We start from the raw sequence: 16,672 nt of genomic DNA, 5'->3' as shown, positions 1-16,672 counted from the left end.
GGCCTCCACCGTGAAGCGAGTCGGGAACCTCAGTGTCGACGAGGGCGCGCGAGAAGTGCTCCGCGGTGACCGTACGATCGAGCTGACCCGCACGGAGTTCGAGCTGCTGCGGGTACTGGCTCGCCAGCCAGGCCGAGTGGTATCCAGATCTGTGTTTGCCATGGAGGTGTGGGGCTACGACCAAAGCGGCAACGTGATGGAGGCCCACATGAGCGCACTCCGGCGCAAGCTCGAGGCCCACGGCGACCGTTGCATCCACACGGTGCGTGGCATCGGGTACGTGCTCCGCCCGACCGCCACCTGAACGCTCAGCGGTCGCTCAGCTCTCGCCGAAGACGATGACGCTGCGCGCCACCTCGCCCGCGTCCATGGCCCGAAAGGCGTCGTTCACCTCGTCGAGCGCGATGCGGCGGCTGATGAGGCGGTCCAGGTGGAGTCGGCCCGCTCGGTCGAGCTCGAGCAGTCGAGGAAAGTCACGATCAGGGTCGGCCGATCCGTACACGCATCCGAGAATCGATTTCGCATCGACGAACAACTCCATGGCCGTGAAGGACACGATGTCGTCGGGCCGACCGGCCCCAACCAGGATCGTCGTGCCACCGCGCCGGGTCATGCCGAACGCCTGCTTGATCGTGGGCGACGAGCCCACCACCTCGAAGGCGAAGTCGACGCCTCGCCCTCCGGTGAGCTCCCGCACGACATCGATCGCATCGTTCTCGGACGCGTCGACGACCTCGGTCGCACCCATGCCGCTCGCCAGCACCAGCTTGTCGGACACCCGATCCACGGCCACGATCGACGCGGCTCCCGCCACCGCTGCTCCTTGCACGACTGACAGCCCGACACCGCCGCAGCCCACCACGGCGACCGTCGAACCTGGTGACACCCGCGCCGTGTTGATGACGGCGCCGACGCCGGTCGTGACCGCGCAGCCGACGAGAGCGGCCACCTCGAGCGACAACGAAGGGTCGATCGGGACGACCGACCGCTCCAACACGAGCGCTCGCTCGGCGAAGGTCGCCGTGCCCATGGCGGCCAGCAACGGTCTGCCCGCCCACGTCGCGTAGGGCGCCGACAAGGCGTCGGTGAGGCCACGCTCGCAGAGCACGGGCTGACCGCCGAGGCACCGGGGGCACGCCCGACAGGGAGGGATCCACGAGAGAACGACATGATCACCGGGCTGCACGCGGGTCACCGCCGACCCGATCGCTTCCACCACTCCAGAGCCTTCGTGGCCGAGCACCGCCGGCAAGGGGTAGGGGATCCCGCCGTTCTGCATCGACAGGTCCGAGTGGCACACGCCGCTCGCCGCCACCCGCACCTCGACCTGGTGGGGTCCGGGCGGCGCCAACTCGACATCGGCGATCTCGAGCGGGGCTCCGACCTCGGGGAGCACCGCCGCCTTCACGCCCGGACCCGCTCGACGTCGCCCACGGCACGGGATCGTAGGCTGGAGCGACCTCGCCCACCACCGGGACGGCCGGCGGACTGATCGTCCGGGGCGGCGAAGCCGCCAGCACCTGTAGCGTGGAGGTGATGGCCCGCACCTGCCCGACGACACCGGGATGCCGGCTCCCGTGAGCTCCGCCGAGGACCCGAAGCTCGGCGCTGACGTGCCCGAGGCGGACGCCCTCGAGCAGCGACGCGAGGTCAGCGACGAGGAGCTCGACGAGGCACCGCACCTCGGCAACGAGGTCCCCGAGGCCGACGCCCTCGAGCAGGCCAGGGCAGTCCCCCTGGACGAGGACGAAGAGCACGATCCCGGCTGAGCGACAGGTGCGCCGGCGATCTTCGGGACGAGGACGAGCCGCCGGGGGGTACCGTGGTCACCAGCCGCTTCGGCGCAGCTCGTGCGCAAGGAGCCGCGACCAGTCCCCAATGGAGTGAAGGCGACGGCATTTCAGGACCGGTTCGATGCCGGCACGACGCTGGCCAAGGAGCTGGCCGCCTACGCCGGCCGTGACGACGTGGTCGTGCTCGCCCTGCCGAGGGGCGGCGTTCCCGTCGGGTTCGAGGTGGCGAAGGCGCTCCAGGCTCCTCTCGACGTCTTCCTGGTCCGCAAGCTGGGGGTTCCGGGCCACGAGGAGCTGGCCATGGGCGCCATCGCCAGCGGCGGCGTCCAGGTCGTGAACGAGGACGTGGTCGAGGCGCTCGACGTGCCACCCGAGCGCATAGCGGCTGTGGCCGCGGCCGAGGAGCAGGAGCTCGAGCGCCGCCTGGGGGCCTACCGGTCGGGCATGCCACCGCTCGACGTGAAGGGCAAGATCGCCATCCTCGTCGACGACGGGCTGGCCACAGGGTCGACCATGCGGGCCGCGGTGCAGGCCCTCCGCCGCCTTTATCCGGCCCGCATCGTGGTGGCCGTTCCGACCGCCGCGGCGGAAACCTGTGAGCGGCTGGCGGCCGAGGCCGACGAGGTGATCTGTGCGTCGACGCCCCGTCCCTTCCACGCCGTGGGGCTCTCGTACCACGACTTCTCCCAGACCACCGACGCTGAGGTCAGCGACCTCCTCCGGCGCGCCGCCTCGGGGGCAGCGGGACCGGGGGCAGCGGGACCGGGGCCGCCCGCCGCCAGGTCCTGACCCTCCGTCAGCGATGCACCGGGGTGGCGCGTACACTGCCGCCGGAGGGAAACTGACTCGAACGTCAGATCCGCGCCAACAGCGACAAAGACCCCACAAGCCCCAAGACCGAAGGTCCGATGCGAGGAATCCTCAGCTTCAGCAGCTACGTGCCGTATCGACGCCTGGCTCGCTCCGCCATCGCCGAGGTGCTCGGCGGAGCGCCCGCCAAGGGCACCAGATCGGTGGCCTCCTACGACGAGGACACCACGACGATGGGGATGGAGGCGGCCCGACTGGCCCTCGACTCGTCCCCCGCGGGGCACGAGCCGGACGAGCTGTGGTTCTCCACTGCGACGCCGGCCTACCAGGACAAGACGAACGCCACAGCCATCCACGCCGCCCTGCGATTGGACTCCGACCGGCCGGCGATCGACATGGGCGGGGCCGTGCGCTCGGGCGTGGGAGCGCTGCGAGCCGCCCTGGACAGCACTCGCTCGGTCCTCGTGGTGACCTCCGACATGCGGACGGGACTGCCCTCTAGCGCGGATGAGTCTTCCGGTGGCGACGGCGCCGCAGCCATCCTGACTGGAAGCGAGTCGGATGGACCGGTGCTGGCCACCTACCTGGGCGGGGCGTCGGCCACCGAGGAGTTCACCGACCGCTGGCGCGCGCCGGGGGACGTGCGCTCGAAGGTGTGGGAGGAGCGCTTCGGCGAGACTGCCTACCTTCCCCTCGGCGAGCGGGCGTGGAACGACGCCCTCAAGGCGTCGACGATCACGGCCGAGCAGGTCGACCGGATCGTCGTCACCGGCACCCACGCCCGGGCCGTGCGCTCGCTCGCCGGCCGGCTGGGAACAGCCAAGGAGGCGCTGGTCGACGACCTGTCGACGACGGTGGGCAACACCGGGACCGCCCATCCCGGGCTGCTGCTCGCCTCGGCCCTGGAGGGGGCCCGACCGGGTCAGGTCATCGCCCTCGTGGTGCTGGCCGACGGGGCTGACGTGCTGGTGTTCCGCGCCGGCGATGCCCTGTCGTCGTTCACGCCGGCGCGGCCCGTTGCCGCCCAGGTCGAGGCGGGCGCAAGCATCCCCTACGCCAAGTTCCTGAGCTGGCGGGGGCTGTTGCCCGTGGAGCCGCCCCGCCGCCCGGAGCCTGAGCGGACCTCGTCCTCGGCCGCGGCCCGCAGCGAGGAGTGGAAGTTCGCCTTCGTGGGCTCGCGAGACCGCTCGAGCGGGGCCATCCATCTCCCCCCGGCGCGGATATCGATGAAGGGTGACGCCGTGGACGACATGGAGCCGGTGCCGATGGCGGACGTCCCCGCCACTGTCGTGACCTTCACGGTCGACCGGCTCGTCTACTCGCCCAGCCCGCCGGTGGTCTTCGCCGTTCTCGACTTCGACGGTGGTGGGCGCTTCGCGTCCGAGCTCACCGACGTCGACGCCGAGGACCTGTCGATCGGCGACCGGGTCGAGATGACGTTCCGCCGCCTCTCCACCGCCGACGGCATCCACAACTATTTTTGGAAGGCCCGACCCATTCGGATCCCAAGGAGCTGATCAGTGGCATCGCACGGCATCAAGGACAAGGTGGCCATCGTCGGGATGGGATGCACCCCGTTTCGCGAGCACTGGAACAAGAGCACCGACGACATGCTGGTCGACGCCGCCCAGGAGACCTTCGCCTCGGCCGGGATGGAGAAGGCCGATGTCGACGCCTACTGGCTCGGCACCGCCATGTCAGGGAACAGCGGTATCGCCCTGGCTCGCCCGCTCAAGCTCCACGACAAGCCGGTGACCCACGTGGAGAACTTCTGCGCCACGGGCTCGGAGGCCCTGCGCGGCGCCGCCTACGCAGTGGCTGCGGGCGGCTACGACGTGGCCATGGCCATCGGCGTGGAGAAGGTGAAGGATGGCGGCTACCAGGGCCTCAGCGGAGCCGGCAAGGCTCCGACCGACGGCACCGGCCGGTCGCTGACGGCCGCCGCCATGTTCAGCCTCGTCGCCCCGGCCTACGCCAAGAAGTACGGGGTCGACGAGGCCGAGCTCAAGGACGTGCTGGCCCGCATCGCCTGGAAGAACCATCACAACGGGGCCCGCAACTCACGGGCCCAGTTCCGTCGCGAGGTGGCTCAGGACGTCATCTGCAACATGCCGCGCGTGGCGGGGCCGCTCGGGGTGTACGACTGTGCCGGGGTCGCCGACGGCGCGGCGGCGGCCATCGTGGTGCGGGCGGAGGACGCCCACCGGTACACGGACCGGCCCATCTACGTGAAGGCGCTGTCGCTGGTGGCCGGCACCGGATCGGGTGTGATCGACCCCGAGTACGACTTCACCCACTTCCCCGAGGTCGAGCGGTGCGCCGCCGACGCCTACAAGCAGGCGGGCGTCACCGATCCGCGCCGCCAGCTGGCCATGGCCGAGGTCCACGACTGCTTCACGCCGACGGAGCTGGTGCTCATGGAGGACCTGGGATTCGCCGAGCGGGGCACGGCGTGGAAGGAGGAGCTGGCCGGGAGCTTCGACCTGGACGGCGACCTTCCCGTCAACCCCGACGGCGGGCTGAAGAGCTTCGGCCACCCGGTCGGAGCGTCGGGGCTGCGCATGATGTTCGAGTGCTGGCTCCAGCTCCGGGGCGAGGCCCCAGACGACCGTCGGGTCGCCTCGGCCGCCGATCGTGGCCTGGCGCTCACTCACAACCTGGGTGGCTACCCGGGCGAGATGGTCTCGTTCGTGGGCGTCGTGGGCTCGCAGCCGGGCTGATCGGCGCGCGTTCGACGCCGGGCCGGCGGGGGCCGCGCGAGAGCTCCCGTGCGGTGGATCTGGCTGCCGCCACCGACAGCGATCACGACGAGCTCTTCGTCGCCTTCGCCCGGATCGTGGACGACAAGGAGGGCTTCCCGCAGGCGCCTCCGCTCGATCGGGCCGAGTTCGACGACTACTGGTTGGCCCGCTCCGCCATCGTTGTGGCGGCGCGGGAACACGGTGAGCTGGCGGGCGCCTACTACGTGAAGCCGAACTTCGTCGGACGCGCCGCCCACATCGCCAACGCCGGGTACTTCGTGGTCGCCGAGCACCGGGGCACCGGGATCGGCCGGGCGCTCGTCGAGCACTCGATGATCGAGGCACGTCGCCTGGGCTTCGACGCCCTGCTGTTCAACCTCGTGTTCGAGTCCAACCCGGCGCGCAGCCTCTACGAGTCCATCGGGTTCACTGTCGTTGGCCGGGTGCCGTCGGCGGTCGACGGCGAGGACGCGCTCGTCTACTGGCGTCAGCTGCAGTAGCAGAGCGCGGCCGTCAGGGCTGACGCAGCACGTAGTGGAGGATGCCGCCGTGGCGGAAATAATCCGCCTCCTTCGGCGTGTCGATGCGGACCCGGGCCTGGAACTCGGTGTCGTCGGCCCGCACCGTCAGGTCCCGGGGGATCGGGTCGTCGGGACCGAGCCCGGCCAGCCCGACGACGTTGATCACCTCATGGCCGGTCAGCCCGAGGCTGGCCGCCGACTGCCCATCGGGCAGCTGAAGGGGCAGCACACCCATGCCGATGAGGTTCGAGCGGTGGATGCGCTCGAAGCTGACCGCCAGCACCGCCCGCACCCCGAGCAGGGCCGTTCCCTTGGCCGCCCAGTCCCGGGAGGAGCCCGACCCGTAGTCCTTGCCGGCCAGGACGACGAGGGGGACGCCCTCGTCCGCATAGCGCATGGCCGCGTCGTAGATCGTCATCGGCTCGCCGTCGGGGAGATGGATCGTCACTCCGCCTTCCGTGCCCGGGGCCAGCTGGTTGCGCAGCCGGATGTTGGCGAACGTGCCCCGGATCATGACCTCGTGGTTGCCGCGACGAGCGCCGTAGGAGTTGAAGTCGCCGGGTTCGACCCCGTGCTCGACGAGCCACCGTCCCGCCGGGCTGTCCCGGCGGATGACCCCGGCAGGAGAGATGTGATCCGTCGTGACGCTGTCCCCCAGGAGGGCCAGCACCCGCGCCCCCGCGATGTCGGTCAGGGGAGGTACGTCGCGCGGCATGGACTCGAAGAAGGGCGGCTTGTGCACGTAGGTCGACGAGTCGTCCCACTCGTAGCTCCGCCCGGCGGCAACGGGCAGAGAGACCCATCGCTCGTCACCGTCGAACACGGCCTCGTAGCTGGCGCGGAACATCTCCGAACGCACGGAGGCGCGGATCACCTGCTCGACCTCCTGCACTGACGGCCAGATGTCTCGCAGGTAGACGGGGCGACCGCTCTCGTCCTCACCGAGGGGCTCCGAACCGAAGTCGATGTCCATGGTGCCGGCCAGCGCGTAGGCCACGACGAGCGGGGGCGAGGCCAGGTAGTTCATTCGGCACTGCGGGTGGATGCGCCCCTCGAAGTTGCGATTGCCGGAGAGCACCGAGCACACGACCAGGTCCGAGTCGTCGACGGCGGCGGCGATCTCGGGTGCGAGAGGCCCCGAGTTGCCGATGCAGGTGGTGCAGCCGAAGCCGACCAGGTTGAAGCCCAGCTTCTCCAGGTACGGCGTCAGGCCCGCCCGCTCGTAGTAGTCCATCACCACCTTCGAGCCCGGGGCGAGCGAGGTCTTGACCCAGGGCTTGGAACCGATCCCGCGCTCGACCGCCTTCCGGGCCAGCAGGGCGGCAGCCACCATCACCGACGGGTTGGAGGTGTTCGTGCAGCTCGTGATGGCGGCAATGACGGCGTGCCCGTGGTCGAGCGTGAACTCTCGCCCGTCGGCGAGGCGGACCGGCACCTGGACCTCGGGACGGGCCGGCCCGGGCTCCTGGCCCCCGCCCGCGGCGGCGGCGTACGGGGCGACGTCCTCCACTGTGCTGACATCGCCCGCGATCGCCTCGGAGGGATCGCTGGCGGGGAAGGACGAGGCGGACGCGGCATCGACGCTGGCCTCGGCGACATGGGCGGGCACGCCGTTGGGTCCCGGATCGGCGGTGGGCTCCTCGCCCAGCATCTCGGACAGCGCCAGTCGGAACGAGCCCTTCGCCGAGGAGAGGGCGACGCGGTCCTGGGGGCGGGTCGGACCGGCGATGCTCGGCTCGACCGTGGAGAGATCGAGCTCGACCGTCTCGGAGTAGGCGGGATGGTCGTCGGGATCATGGAAGAGTCCCTGCTCCTTGGCATAGGACTCGACGAGGGCGAGCAGCTCCGGCGGGCGCCCCGTGAGCTCCAGGTAGCGCAGGGTCTCGTCGTCGATGGGAAAGATCGAGCACGTTGAGCCGTACTCGGGAGACATGTTCCCGATCGTGGCCCGGTTCTCGAGTGGGACCGCACCGACGCCAGGGCCGTAGAACTCGACGAACTTCCCCACCACGCCACGGTGGCGAAGAATCTCGGTGACGGTGAGCACCAGGTCGGTGGCGGTCACCGCTTCGGGCAGCTTCCCGAAGAGCCTGAACCCCACCACCTGGGGCATCAGCATGGACACGGGCTGGCCCAGCATGGCGGCCTCGGCCTCGATGCCCCCGACGCCCCAGCCCAGCACGCCGAGACCGTTGACCATCGGCGTGTGGGAGTCGGTGCCGAGGAGCGTGTCCGGATAGGCCTGCCCGGCGTCGTTGCTGAAAACGACCCGAGCCAGGTACTCGAGGTTCACCTGGTGGCAGATGCCGGTATCCGGCGGCACGATGCGCATGTTGGCGAAGGCCGTCTGTCCCCAGCGCAGGAACTGGTAGCGCTCGCGGTTGCGCTCGAACTCCAGGTCGGCGTTGCGACGAAAAGCCTCGGGAACGCCGTACACGTCGGCCACCACCGAATGGTCGATGACGAGCTCCGCCGGCACGAGCGGGTTGATGCGATCGGGATCGCCACCCATGTCGGCCACGGCGTCTCGCATGGCCGCCAGGTCGACGATCGCCGGGACCCCCGTGAAGTCCTGCATGAGGATTCGGGCCGGGGCGAAGGCGATCTCTCTGCTCGGCGTGGCCGTCGCGTCCCATCGGGCCAGGGCCTCGACGTCGTCGGCCCGCACGCTCACGCCGTCCTCGTGCCTGAGGACGTTCTCGAGCAGGATCTTGATCGAGTACGGGAGGCGGGCCACGTCGAAGCCCTCCTGGAGGGCGTCGAGCCGAAAGACCTCGAAGGTGCGGTCACCCACCTGGAGCGAGGACCGGGCGCCAAAGCTATTGCCTGCCATCTGTTCCTCCTGCCGTCCTCGTTGCTGCCTCATTGAGACCCTGGTCGCAACCTACCCCCGCCCGCGTTGCTCGGCGCTCCGGCGGCCACAGACGCCGGTTGGCATCGGGGGCCCGTCGCTCGTTACCCTCTTGAAGTTCATCGGCGACAGCTGGGGTTGCTGGGGCTCAGCCACCCACGACGAGCTCGAAGCGGGGTACGAGCGCGTGACATGGCCCAACCGATATCTCATCGGCACCATGGCGGCTATCGCCCTCGTCCTGTCGGCCCTGGTGGCCGGGCTTCACTCCGGGGGGAAAGGAACCGGCGTTCTCAACGCGTCCACCAAGTCGCCACTGGTGGCGGAGGCGAGCTCGGCGACCTCGTCGCTGAGCCCCGGCATCTCCTCGGAGCAGGCGGCCCTGGGCCAGCTCGAGCAGCGGCTGGCGGCGGCCGCCGACCAGGCCGAGGCCCAGCGCCTCCAGCAGACGGCCGCCTGGCTCAGGGCGGCCAGCGCCCGATCTTCGAGTCCCCGACCGGCGTCGGGACCGTCCGTCGCCGCCCCCTCAGCTGACGCAGGACCGGGTCAGCGGGCCCTGGCCGCGGCAGAGGCCGAGCTGGGCAAGCCCTACCGCTACGCCGGCGCCGGGCCCAGCAGCTTCGACTGCTCGGGGTTGACCATGTGGGCGTGGAGGGCCGCCGGCGTCTCCCTGCCGCACTCCGCCACCGACCAGTACAGCTCGACACCCCACGTGGCGCTGTCCAGCCTCCAACCCGGCGACCTGCTGTACTTCGGGTCGAGCACCAGCAACATCGGTCACGTGACCATGTACGTGAGCCCTGGTCGGATGATCGAGGCGGAGGACTCCGGCACCGTCGTGAGCATCAATCCCATCCGCTCCGGCCTCGTGGGGGCCAGCCGGCCCTAGCTGCTGGAGCTGCCGGCCCCCGCCGACCCGGCTTGGGTCAGCTGCACCTGCTGCTGCACCGGGGGGGTCGACGCCCATTTGGCCGACGAGGGCGTCCACCGCATGCCGGCGAAGCTCACGGCCGTGACGCGGTAGGTGTAGGCGTAGGCCACGAGCCAGCTCGCCACCGTCCAGCCCCGGGCTGGCGTCACGGTGGCGCCCAGGGCGGGTGAACCGAGCTCGGTGGCCATGGCGTCGGTGAGGGTGCTGGACCCGCTGGTCTTGGTCGGTGTCGAGAACTGGCAGGTGAGGCCGCTGGGGACCTCTCCGGTCAGCACCTGGGCCAGGTCGCGGGCCTCTGGCTCCCAGAAGGCGTAGGCATCGGGCGCGGCGCTGCGCTGCACCCGCTGGGCGGCTTCGGTGACGGGCAACGATGGCCACCCCGGGATCTGCACGAGGGCCCGGTAGAACGCCGACGCCGCGTAGCTGGGCACGACGAGCTGCGACGCGGGTCCCCAACCCTGGGAGGGGCGCTGCTGGAAGAGCCCGACGGAGTCGAGATCGCCATTGGGGAGGTTGTGCAGCCTCGACTCCTGGAGGGCGGCAGCCAGGGCGACCGTCACGCCGTGGTCCTCGACGCCGTTGCGCTTGCCGACGGCGGCGATCGTGGCTGCGTTCGCCGCCTGGGCCAGCTCGAGCGGGTAGCTGCGGGACGCCACCGTGGCGGTGCACCCCGGGGCTGCGCTCGGTCCGCCGATCCGGGTGACCGCGAAGGCGACACCGCCGGCGACGACGGCGAGGGCGAGGGCGACGAGTGCCAGTCGCCGGCCCCTACGGGGCCGGGGAGAGCTCAGCGCGGTACCGGAGGGTGGTGTGTCTTCCAGGGTGGGCACAATCGGTCCTGGGGCTCGGCCGTCGTCGACGCGGCGTGGGTCAGGAACCTCCTTGGAGGTCTCCGCCCCAGATCACCTCGTCTCAATAGTGCCGTGGCTCGGCGCCCTCTGCGAGTCACCCCCAACCTGGCTGGCTCCCGGGCCGTACATGCCGTTCCTGCTCCAGCAGACACCGAAGAGTCTGCTTCGGGAAACTCGGGCCACGACGGGAATGTGGAGGTGCCGAAGAGGGCCGAGTTCCCGCCACCGTCGGCGCTCCTGTTTAGAACCCCGTCCTCCCCCCGGTTCGGAAGCAATCGAGACTGATCCGCAACCCGATTAAACCTACGTCAAGACCCAACGAAGTACGACGCGCGATGCGCACGTGACCCCGCTGACGTGGACCGCGTCCGCTCTATGACACGCGCGACACTGCACCATCCACCTCGACACACATAAGTACCGCTACCATTTATTTGCTCCGTCATATAGTCCAACACGAGATGGGGGTGATGACGGTGGTAGTAGCAAGGAGACGGGTGGCTAGAGCTGCACCCAAGAAGTCAGCGAGCAAGAAGTCGGTGAGCCGGCGACCTGCCGCCAGGAAGACAGCCAAGAAGGCCGTCAAGCGCAGCACCGCTGCGCGCAAGACGATCAAGCGCACGACTGCCCGCAAGGCGGTTCGGCGTCCCGCAGCCAAGAAGACGGCAAAGCGGCCCGCAGCCAGGAAGACGGCAAAGCGGCCCGCAGCCAAGAAGACGGCGAGACGACCGGCAGCGAAGAAGGCTGCTCGGCGTCCCGCAGCCAAGAAGACCGCTCGGCGCACGACAGCCAAGAAGGCCGTGCGGCGTCCGGCGACCAAGAAGACAACCCGACGTCCCGTCGCCAAGCGGGCCCGGAAGACCACCAGCGCCAGAAAGCGCTGATCCAGCAGTACCCGCAGTCTGTGGTCCCCGGCGAGGGGCCCGGGCTCGTCGGGTCGGTGTGTGATCGGCCGCTCCACGGTGTGGTCACGTCATCCTCGGGTGTGAAACCAGGGACGGCGTTCCATGCCCTCCGGAGCTTGGTGATCCTGGAGGCGCCGAACACCGGCTTCGTCGAGTCCTCGCTCGTTCGAGCTCAGCTCACTGGAGATCAGCTCGTTCGACCCACCTGCCGCAGCTCGTCGAGCCAGCCGATGACGGCGCGCTCGTAGGCGATGCCGAAGCGGATCACTGCGTCTCGGGAGGGGTCGTCAGTGTCGAGGTGCCCATCGAGCGACTCGTAGAGGTCCAAACGCTCGGCATGCTCGTGACGGGCCTCTTCGACGAAGGCGGTGAGCCGCGACGGCTCGAGATGGCGACCGAACCACAAGGAGACGAGCAGAGGGAAGCGGATCTGCTCGGCTGCGGGTGGCTGACGAATCCATTCGAGGAACTCCCTGCGACCCGGCTCCGTGATCGAGAACGGGACGCGGTCCCGCACACCCGGGCGACCCGCCTCGATCAGCCCACGCTCCTCGAGCACGCGCAGCTCGCGGTACACGTGGCTGGACGTGACGTTCCAGAAGCGCGAGAGACCACCTTCGACCCGTCGGATCAGGTCCCAGCCGGTCAGGGGTCCCTCGTGGAGAAAACCCAGCAGCGAGCCCTGGGTCGCGTTCAGCTCAGCCACGCTTGACATTCCCTTCTGGACGGTTAGAGTTGGCACATTCCCTTGGGGAATGATCGCACCAGCGCAGGGAGGAGCGGGCATGAGCGAGGAAACCGCGGCCCTACTGGCGGAGCGGGGCTATGCCACGATCCCCGACGCCATCGGTGCCGAGCAGGTCAGGTGGGCCCGGGCCGAGCTCGAGGGGATCCTCTCCAGCACGCCGTCGGGTCGCGACGATTTCGAGGGCCGGCGGACGCGGCGGGTGTACGCACTGTTCGCCAAGACCCGCTCGCTGGACTCCCTCGCCCTGCACCCGGACGTGCTCGCCATCCTCGACCGCCTGCTCGGGGCCTATCAGCTGAGCGCCCCGACCGGCATCTCGATCGGGCCGGGGGAGCAGGCCCAGCCCCTCCATCCCGATGACGCCATCTACCCGCTGCCCCGACCACACGACGAGGTCGTCGTGAACGTGATGTGGCCGCTCCAGAACTTCACCGAGGCCAACGGGGCCACGCGCATCGTGCCCGGGAGCAACCGCTGGACGTCGGAGCGACCCGGCCCGGACACCCCCACGGTCACCGTCGAGATGCCGGCCGGCACGGCGCTGCTCTACACCGGCAGCGTGTGGCACGGTGGCGGCGCCAACCGGACGGAGGACGATCGTCTGGGCGTCGTGCTGCACTACGCCGCCTCGTGGCTGCGGCCGGTCGAGAACCACGTCCTCGCCGTCCCCCCGAGCCTGGCGTCGACCCTTCCGGTGCGACTCCAGGAGCTCCTCGGCTACAACATTCACCCGCCCTTCATCGGCTATGTCGACGGCCGTCATCCTGGCAAGCTGCTCGATCAGAGCGGCCTACCGGCGTCGTCTACGTCGAGCTCCTGAGGCCACGGCCCGCCGTGGAGGCGGGCCCAGCGGACGAGCCCAGGCCGAAGAGGTGCTGGCCCACCTTGCGCATCTGGATCTCCTCGGAGCCCTCGGTGATGCGGTAGCGCCGGTGATGGCGGTAGATGTGCTCGAAGGGCATGTGCCGGCTGTAGCCCACGCCACCGCAGGTCTGCATGGCCCGGTCGGCGGCGTCGCAGGCCAGTCGATTGGCTCGGTAGTTGCACATGGCGACCTCGTGGGTGACCTCCATGTGGTGCTGTCGGTCGAGCGCCCAGGCGGTGGACCGCACCAGCTGGCGCAGCATCGCCGCTTCGGTGTGCAGCTCCACCAGCGGGAACTGGATGGCCTGGTTCCGCGACAGCGGCCGCCCCCACGTCTGGCGCCCGTTCGCATACGCCACCGCCTCGTTGATGCAGAACTGCGCGGCCCCGAGCGAAGAGGCGGCCTGGCGGATGCGGTTCTCGTGGACGAAGTGCTGGGCCAGCTCGAGGCCGTGGTCGACGGGTCCGAACACCGCAGACCTCGGCACCCGCACGTCGACAAGGGTCACCTCGGCGTGATCGGTGGGCATGTTGAAGGTCCACCAGAAGAAGTCGACCGAGAATCCTGGCGAGTCGGTCGGCACGAGCAAGGCCGTGATGCCGAACGGCGAGCCCTGGTCTCCCGACGTCCGGGCGAAGATGATGTCGTGGGTGGCGTGGTGCAGACCCGAGTTGAAGCGCTTGCGCCCGTTGATCACCCACTCGTCACCGTCGAGCAGCGCCGTGGTGTCGAGATACGTCGCGTCAGAGCCGTGGTTCGGCTCGGTGAGCCCGAAGGCGAGGCGCCGCGTGCCGTCGAAGAACCCGGGCATCCACTCGGCGCGCTGGGCTTCGGTGCCGAAGTCGCGCATCATCAGCACGGTCGGGAAGTTGCCGACGATCGAGCTCTCGTTCTGCAGGTCGTTGTGCAGCCCGAGGCCCCGCGCCGCGAGGTGCTCCCGGATGATCGCCATCTCCAGGTTGCTGGCCTCGTGCCCGCCGTACTCCTTGGGCAGCGCCCACCGCAGCCAACCGGCGGCGTCGGCCCGGCGTCGCATCTCGGCCAGGAGCTGTTCCCATTCCGGGCGCGGGACGCCGCCGGCCTCGAAGTCGGTGCGTGCGTACTCGCGTCGATGGTCGAAGAAGCGGACGTTGTCGTCCTGGCGTTCGAGCGGCTCGATCTGCCGCTCGATGAACTCGTCGAGGGCGCCCAGCGTCGCCCGGATCTCCTGGGGGATCTCGAAGTCCACGATTGCCTCCACCCGGTGCCGAGCATGCGCCAGCCCGTGCGCTGATCGACACCGTAGGGCGGCCGTCGGCCAGAAGGCGACCCCACCATGAAACCGGCGGGAGCCGGCCCGCAGGGTGTCGGCGCGTTCCACCTCTTGTCGAAAGTGGCCACCGCGGCCCGGCGCGACCCGCCCACTTTCGACAGGAGGTGGAACGCGAGAGATGAAGGGGCCGCGCCCCGCTGCACGGGAGGATCTCGGCCGCTTCCCCCCGAAACCTTGGCCGATGAGGCGACGGGTGGCCATGCTCACCGCGTGCGCCGCCGTCGTCTCCCTGCTGGCGGTGGCGCCCGCCCAGGCCTTGCCGGTGCCCCAAGCGTCGGGAGCTCCGGGAGCGCCGAGCCCGCCGGGCGGGCTGCCCGACGACGTGCCCGTCGCCGCCCTCCGGCCGGCGCCGACACTGCCCGCCCCTGCGGCTTGGCCCGGGCCCGAACGCTTTCCGCGAACGGCCGGCACGGGCCGCCTGGCCGGGGGCGGCTACTACTGGACGGACTGGATCTACGACGACCACGGTGCCCAGGGCCAGCCGGGGCTGCCGGGCGCCCCCGGCGCCGATCCAGCCGAGCAGGGCGTCCCCTCCTTCGGCGACTACAGCTACCCGCCCGGCCCAGCGGACAACAACGGCGCCGACATCTTCAGGGCGGGCGTCTTCCTCGAGCCGACGGCGACCGTGTGGCGGGTGGACTGGAACACGCTCGTCGATCCGAGCGTGCCCGTCGCCGAGTGGGCCTTCGCCACCGGAGGATCGGCGGCGAGCGGGAGTCAGTGGCCAGCCGGCGCCGGAGTTCGCTCACCCGGGATCGACCGGGCGCTGGTCGTCTCGAGCCGGGGCGCCCGTCTCCTGGACGTGCGCAGCGGCGCCGTGCTCGCCCGCCTGCCGGTCGACGTGGACGTCGGAGCCAGGTCCTTCGTCGTTCGGGTTCCCCGCCGCGTCCTCGCCCCGAGCGCCAGCTGGGTCGTGCGCCTGGCCTCGGGGCTGGCCGACACGTCCGGCGACGGCTTCGCCCCCGCGCGCGGGGCGCTGCCCACCGAGCCAGCCGTCTACAACGTGGCCTTTCGCACGATCGCCCAGGAACCGCCGGGTGACAACTTCTGGAACGACGATCGCCAGGCCGCGGCCCTGACCCGCGGGGACGTGAGCGCCTTCTCGACGACGATCCGGTGGGCGGACATGGCCGCCCGACACACGACGCCCGAGCCGGCCCCGACGGGCTGGAGCGACCGATGGTACGTGTCGTCGATCGAGCCGGGCCAGGGAGAGCGAACCGACGTTGGCGCCCTCGCCGATGGCAAGCCTGTCTATCTGGGCCGGGTCCAGCCCTACGCCGTCTACGTCCCCAGCCGGCACGACCCCACGCGTCCGGCACCTCTCACCTTCCTGCTCCACTCCCTCACCCAGAACCACAACCAGTACGCGGCCACCACCCCGAAGCTCTCCCAGCAGGCGTGCGAGGCCCGGCAGTCGATCTGCGTCGGGACCCTGGGCCGCGGGCCTGCCGGCGGCTTCGTGAACGAGGCCCAGCTGGACTTCTGGGAGGTCTGGCGCGAGGTGGCGTCCGCCTACCGGCTCGATCCGGAGCGAACCGTCATCGGGGGCTACTCGATGGGCGGGTTCGGAGCCGGGCTTCTGGCCGAGGGCCATCCGGACCTCTTCTCCAGGGCGATCCTGCTGGCTGGGGCGGCCGGAGACACCTCCAGCCTGGACAACGTGCGCTGGGTGCCCATGTACCTCGCCGGCGGGGCGGCCGACGAGCTGGTGCCGGTCACCGACGAGATCGCCGAGGCCCAGGGGCTCGACCGACGCGGCTCGCGCTACCGCTACCTGCTCTATCCCGCCGAGGACCACGTGGCCTTCGAGCTGCAGGACGGGTTCTCCGACGCCGCCCGGTTCATGGGCTCCGACCCCCGCGCCACCCGACCCGGACACGTCACGTTCCGTTGGAACGATTCCGGTAACAGCCCCGGCTTCGGCTACGGCACGACCGGCGCCTACTGGTTGCGGGACCTTCAGGCCCGCTCGGCGGGCCCCGACGCGCTGATCGACGCCACCTCGGCGGCCGACCCCGACCCGAGCGTCACCGACCTGCGGACCCACGACGTGCTGGTGCCCGGTGACCCGACCCCGGCGATCGTGACCCAGCTGGACTGGCAGCTCGGGCCCCACGCCCGGCCCCGGCCAGCCATCGGGCTCGACCTGGGCAACGTCGGCGCACTGTCCATCCGGCTGGCCGACGCCGGCATCGGTCCACGCACGACCTACACCGTCGACGTGACGACCGACGGCCCGACGACGCTCACGCTGGTGGGCCCGGAGGGCGGCGCCAGGCGCGTCCAGATCGCCGCCGGGCATCAGCACCTCGTCGAGAGGTCCGGGACGTAGGCTTCGCTC

At 70.4% G+C, this 16,672-nt stretch carries 15 protein-coding genes; 9 read left to right on the top strand and 6 right to left on the bottom strand.

Annotation, left to right across the window (positions count from 1 at the left end; translation table 11 throughout):
• The coding region (locus VH112_14400; GenBank protein HEX4541429.1) for a winged helix-turn-helix domain-containing protein at positions 1 to 304 on the top strand (304 nt) is incomplete at its 5' end.
• Positions 305 to 319: 15 nt separating this feature from the next.
• On the opposite strand, the gene VH112_14395 is transcribed toward VH112_14400, so the two are convergent.
• Positions 320 to 1,408 (bottom strand): Zn-dependent alcohol dehydrogenase, encoded by a 1,089-nt coding sequence (locus VH112_14395; protein ID HEX4541428.1) that lies wholly within the window; start codon positions 1,406 to 1,408, stop codon positions 320 to 322.
• Between the two features lie 157 nt (positions 1,409 to 1,565).
• Between VH112_14395 and VH112_14390 the strand changes: the two genes are divergently transcribed.
• The 5 genes from VH112_14390 (at position 1,566) to VH112_14370 (ending at position 5,844) form a co-directional block, all read left to right on the top strand.
• A complete protein-coding gene (locus VH112_14390; protein HEX4541427.1) occupies positions 1,566 to 1,769 on the top strand; it encodes a hypothetical protein in 204 nt (67 codons plus the stop codon).
• An 81-nt stretch (positions 1,770 to 1,850) separates the two neighbouring features.
• Entirely contained in the window at positions 1,851 to 2,582 is a 732-nt protein-coding gene (locus VH112_14385; protein HEX4541426.1) for a phosphoribosyltransferase, read from the top strand.
• A gap of 119 nt (positions 2,583 to 2,701) precedes the next feature.
• On the top strand, positions 2,702 to 4,120 hold the full coding sequence (locus VH112_14380) for an OB-fold domain-containing protein (GenBank protein HEX4541425.1): 1,419 nt from the start codon (positions 2,702 to 2,704) through the stop codon (positions 4,118 to 4,120).
• Between the two features lie 3 nt (positions 4,121 to 4,123).
• Positions 4,124 to 5,323 (top strand): acetyl-CoA acetyltransferase, encoded by a 1,200-nt coding sequence (locus tag VH112_14375; GenBank protein ID HEX4541424.1) that lies wholly within the window; start codon positions 4,124 to 4,126, stop codon positions 5,321 to 5,323.
• A 53-nt stretch (positions 5,324 to 5,376) separates the two neighbouring features.
• Positions 5,377 to 5,844: a GNAT family N-acetyltransferase gene (locus VH112_14370; GenBank protein ID HEX4541423.1), complete on the top strand. Its 468-nt coding sequence runs from the start codon at positions 5,377 to 5,379 to the stop codon at positions 5,842 to 5,844.
• 13 nt (positions 5,845 to 5,857) lie between these two features.
• On the opposite strand, the gene VH112_14365 is transcribed toward VH112_14370, so the two are convergent.
• Positions 5,858 to 8,698 carry an aconitate hydratase gene (locus VH112_14365; protein ID HEX4541422.1) on the bottom strand — a complete coding sequence of 947 codons (2,841 nt, stop codon included), beginning with the start codon at positions 8,696 to 8,698 and terminating at the stop codon, positions 5,858 to 5,860.
• Positions 8,699 to 8,828: 130 nt separating this feature from the next.
• On the opposite strand from VH112_14365, the gene VH112_14360 reads away from it, so the two are divergent.
• Positions 8,829 to 9,605, top strand: coding sequence for a C40 family peptidase (locus VH112_14360; GenBank protein ID HEX4541421.1), 777 nt, complete (start codon positions 8,829 to 8,831; stop codon positions 9,603 to 9,605).
• Here VH112_14360 and VH112_14355 read toward each other — a convergent pair.
• The 3 genes from VH112_14355 to VH112_14345 all read right to left on the bottom strand — a co-directional run bounded on the left by VH112_14355 (position 9,602) and on the right by VH112_14345 (position 12,109).
• Positions 9,602 to 10,477 carry a hypothetical protein gene (locus VH112_14355; protein ID HEX4541420.1) on the bottom strand — a complete coding sequence of 292 codons (876 nt, stop codon included), beginning with the start codon at positions 10,475 to 10,477 and terminating at the stop codon, positions 9,602 to 9,604. The two genes, VH112_14360 and VH112_14355, sit on opposite strands and share 4 nt — an antisense overlap.
• Positions 10,478 to 10,940: 463 nt before the next feature.
• Positions 10,941 to 11,459: a hypothetical protein gene (locus tag VH112_14350; GenBank protein ID HEX4541419.1), complete on the bottom strand. Its 519-nt coding sequence runs from the start codon at positions 11,457 to 11,459 to the stop codon at positions 10,941 to 10,943.
• A 131-nt stretch (positions 11,460 to 11,590) separates the two neighbouring features.
• Complete coding sequence (locus VH112_14345) at positions 11,591 to 12,109, bottom strand: PadR family transcriptional regulator (GenBank protein ID HEX4541418.1); 519 nt, start codon at positions 12,107 to 12,109, stop codon at positions 11,591 to 11,593.
• A 79-nt stretch (positions 12,110 to 12,188) separates the two neighbouring features.
• On the opposite strand from VH112_14345, the gene VH112_14340 reads away from it, so the two are divergent.
• Complete coding sequence (locus tag VH112_14340; GenBank protein ID HEX4541417.1) at positions 12,189 to 12,971, top strand: phytanoyl-CoA dioxygenase family protein; 783 nt, start codon at positions 12,189 to 12,191, stop codon at positions 12,969 to 12,971.
• Here VH112_14340 and VH112_14335 read toward each other — a convergent pair.
• Positions 12,955 to 14,256: an acyl-CoA dehydrogenase family protein gene (locus VH112_14335; GenBank protein HEX4541416.1), complete on the bottom strand. Its 1,302-nt coding sequence runs from the start codon at positions 14,254 to 14,256 to the stop codon at positions 12,955 to 12,957. The two genes, VH112_14340 and VH112_14335, sit on opposite strands and share 17 nt — an antisense overlap.
• A gap of 253 nt (positions 14,257 to 14,509) precedes the next feature.
• Between VH112_14335 and VH112_14330 the strand changes: the two genes are divergently transcribed.
• The gene (locus VH112_14330) at positions 14,510 to 16,663 is read left to right on the top strand and encodes a prolyl oligopeptidase family serine peptidase (protein ID HEX4541415.1); all 2,154 of its coding nucleotides are present in this window, start codon (positions 14,510 to 14,512) and stop codon (positions 16,661 to 16,663) included.
• The last annotated feature ends 9 nt before the right edge of the window (positions 16,664 to 16,672 follow it).

The sequence above is a fragment of the Acidimicrobiales bacterium genome (assembly GCA_036270875.1).
Lineage (GTDB): Bacteria > Actinomycetota > Acidimicrobiia > Acidimicrobiales > AC-9 > AC-9.
Note: the sequence above shows the minus strand (reverse complement) of the source record. Positions and strands in the feature narration are given on the sequence as shown.

Bases quoted from the DNA above. Each gene is read 5' to 3' on its own strand.
- VH112_14390 (HEX4541427.1), top strand. From the start codon at position 1,566: ATGCCGGCTCCCGTGAGCTCCGCCGAGGACCCGAAGCTCGGCGCTGAC.
- VH112_14330 (HEX4541415.1), top strand. From the start codon at position 14,510: ATGAGGCGACGGGTGGCCATGCTCACCGCGTGCGCCGCCGTCGTCTCC.
- VH112_14340 (HEX4541417.1), top strand. From the start codon at position 12,189: ATGAGCGAGGAAACCGCGGCCCTACTGGCGGAGCGGGGCTATGCCACG.
- VH112_14380 (HEX4541425.1), top strand. From the start codon at position 2,702: ATGCGAGGAATCCTCAGCTTCAGCAGCTACGTGCCGTATCGACGCCTG.
- VH112_14365 (HEX4541422.1), bottom strand. From the start codon at position 8,698: ATGGCAGGCAATAGCTTTGGCGCCCGGTCCTCGCTCCAGGTGGGTGAC.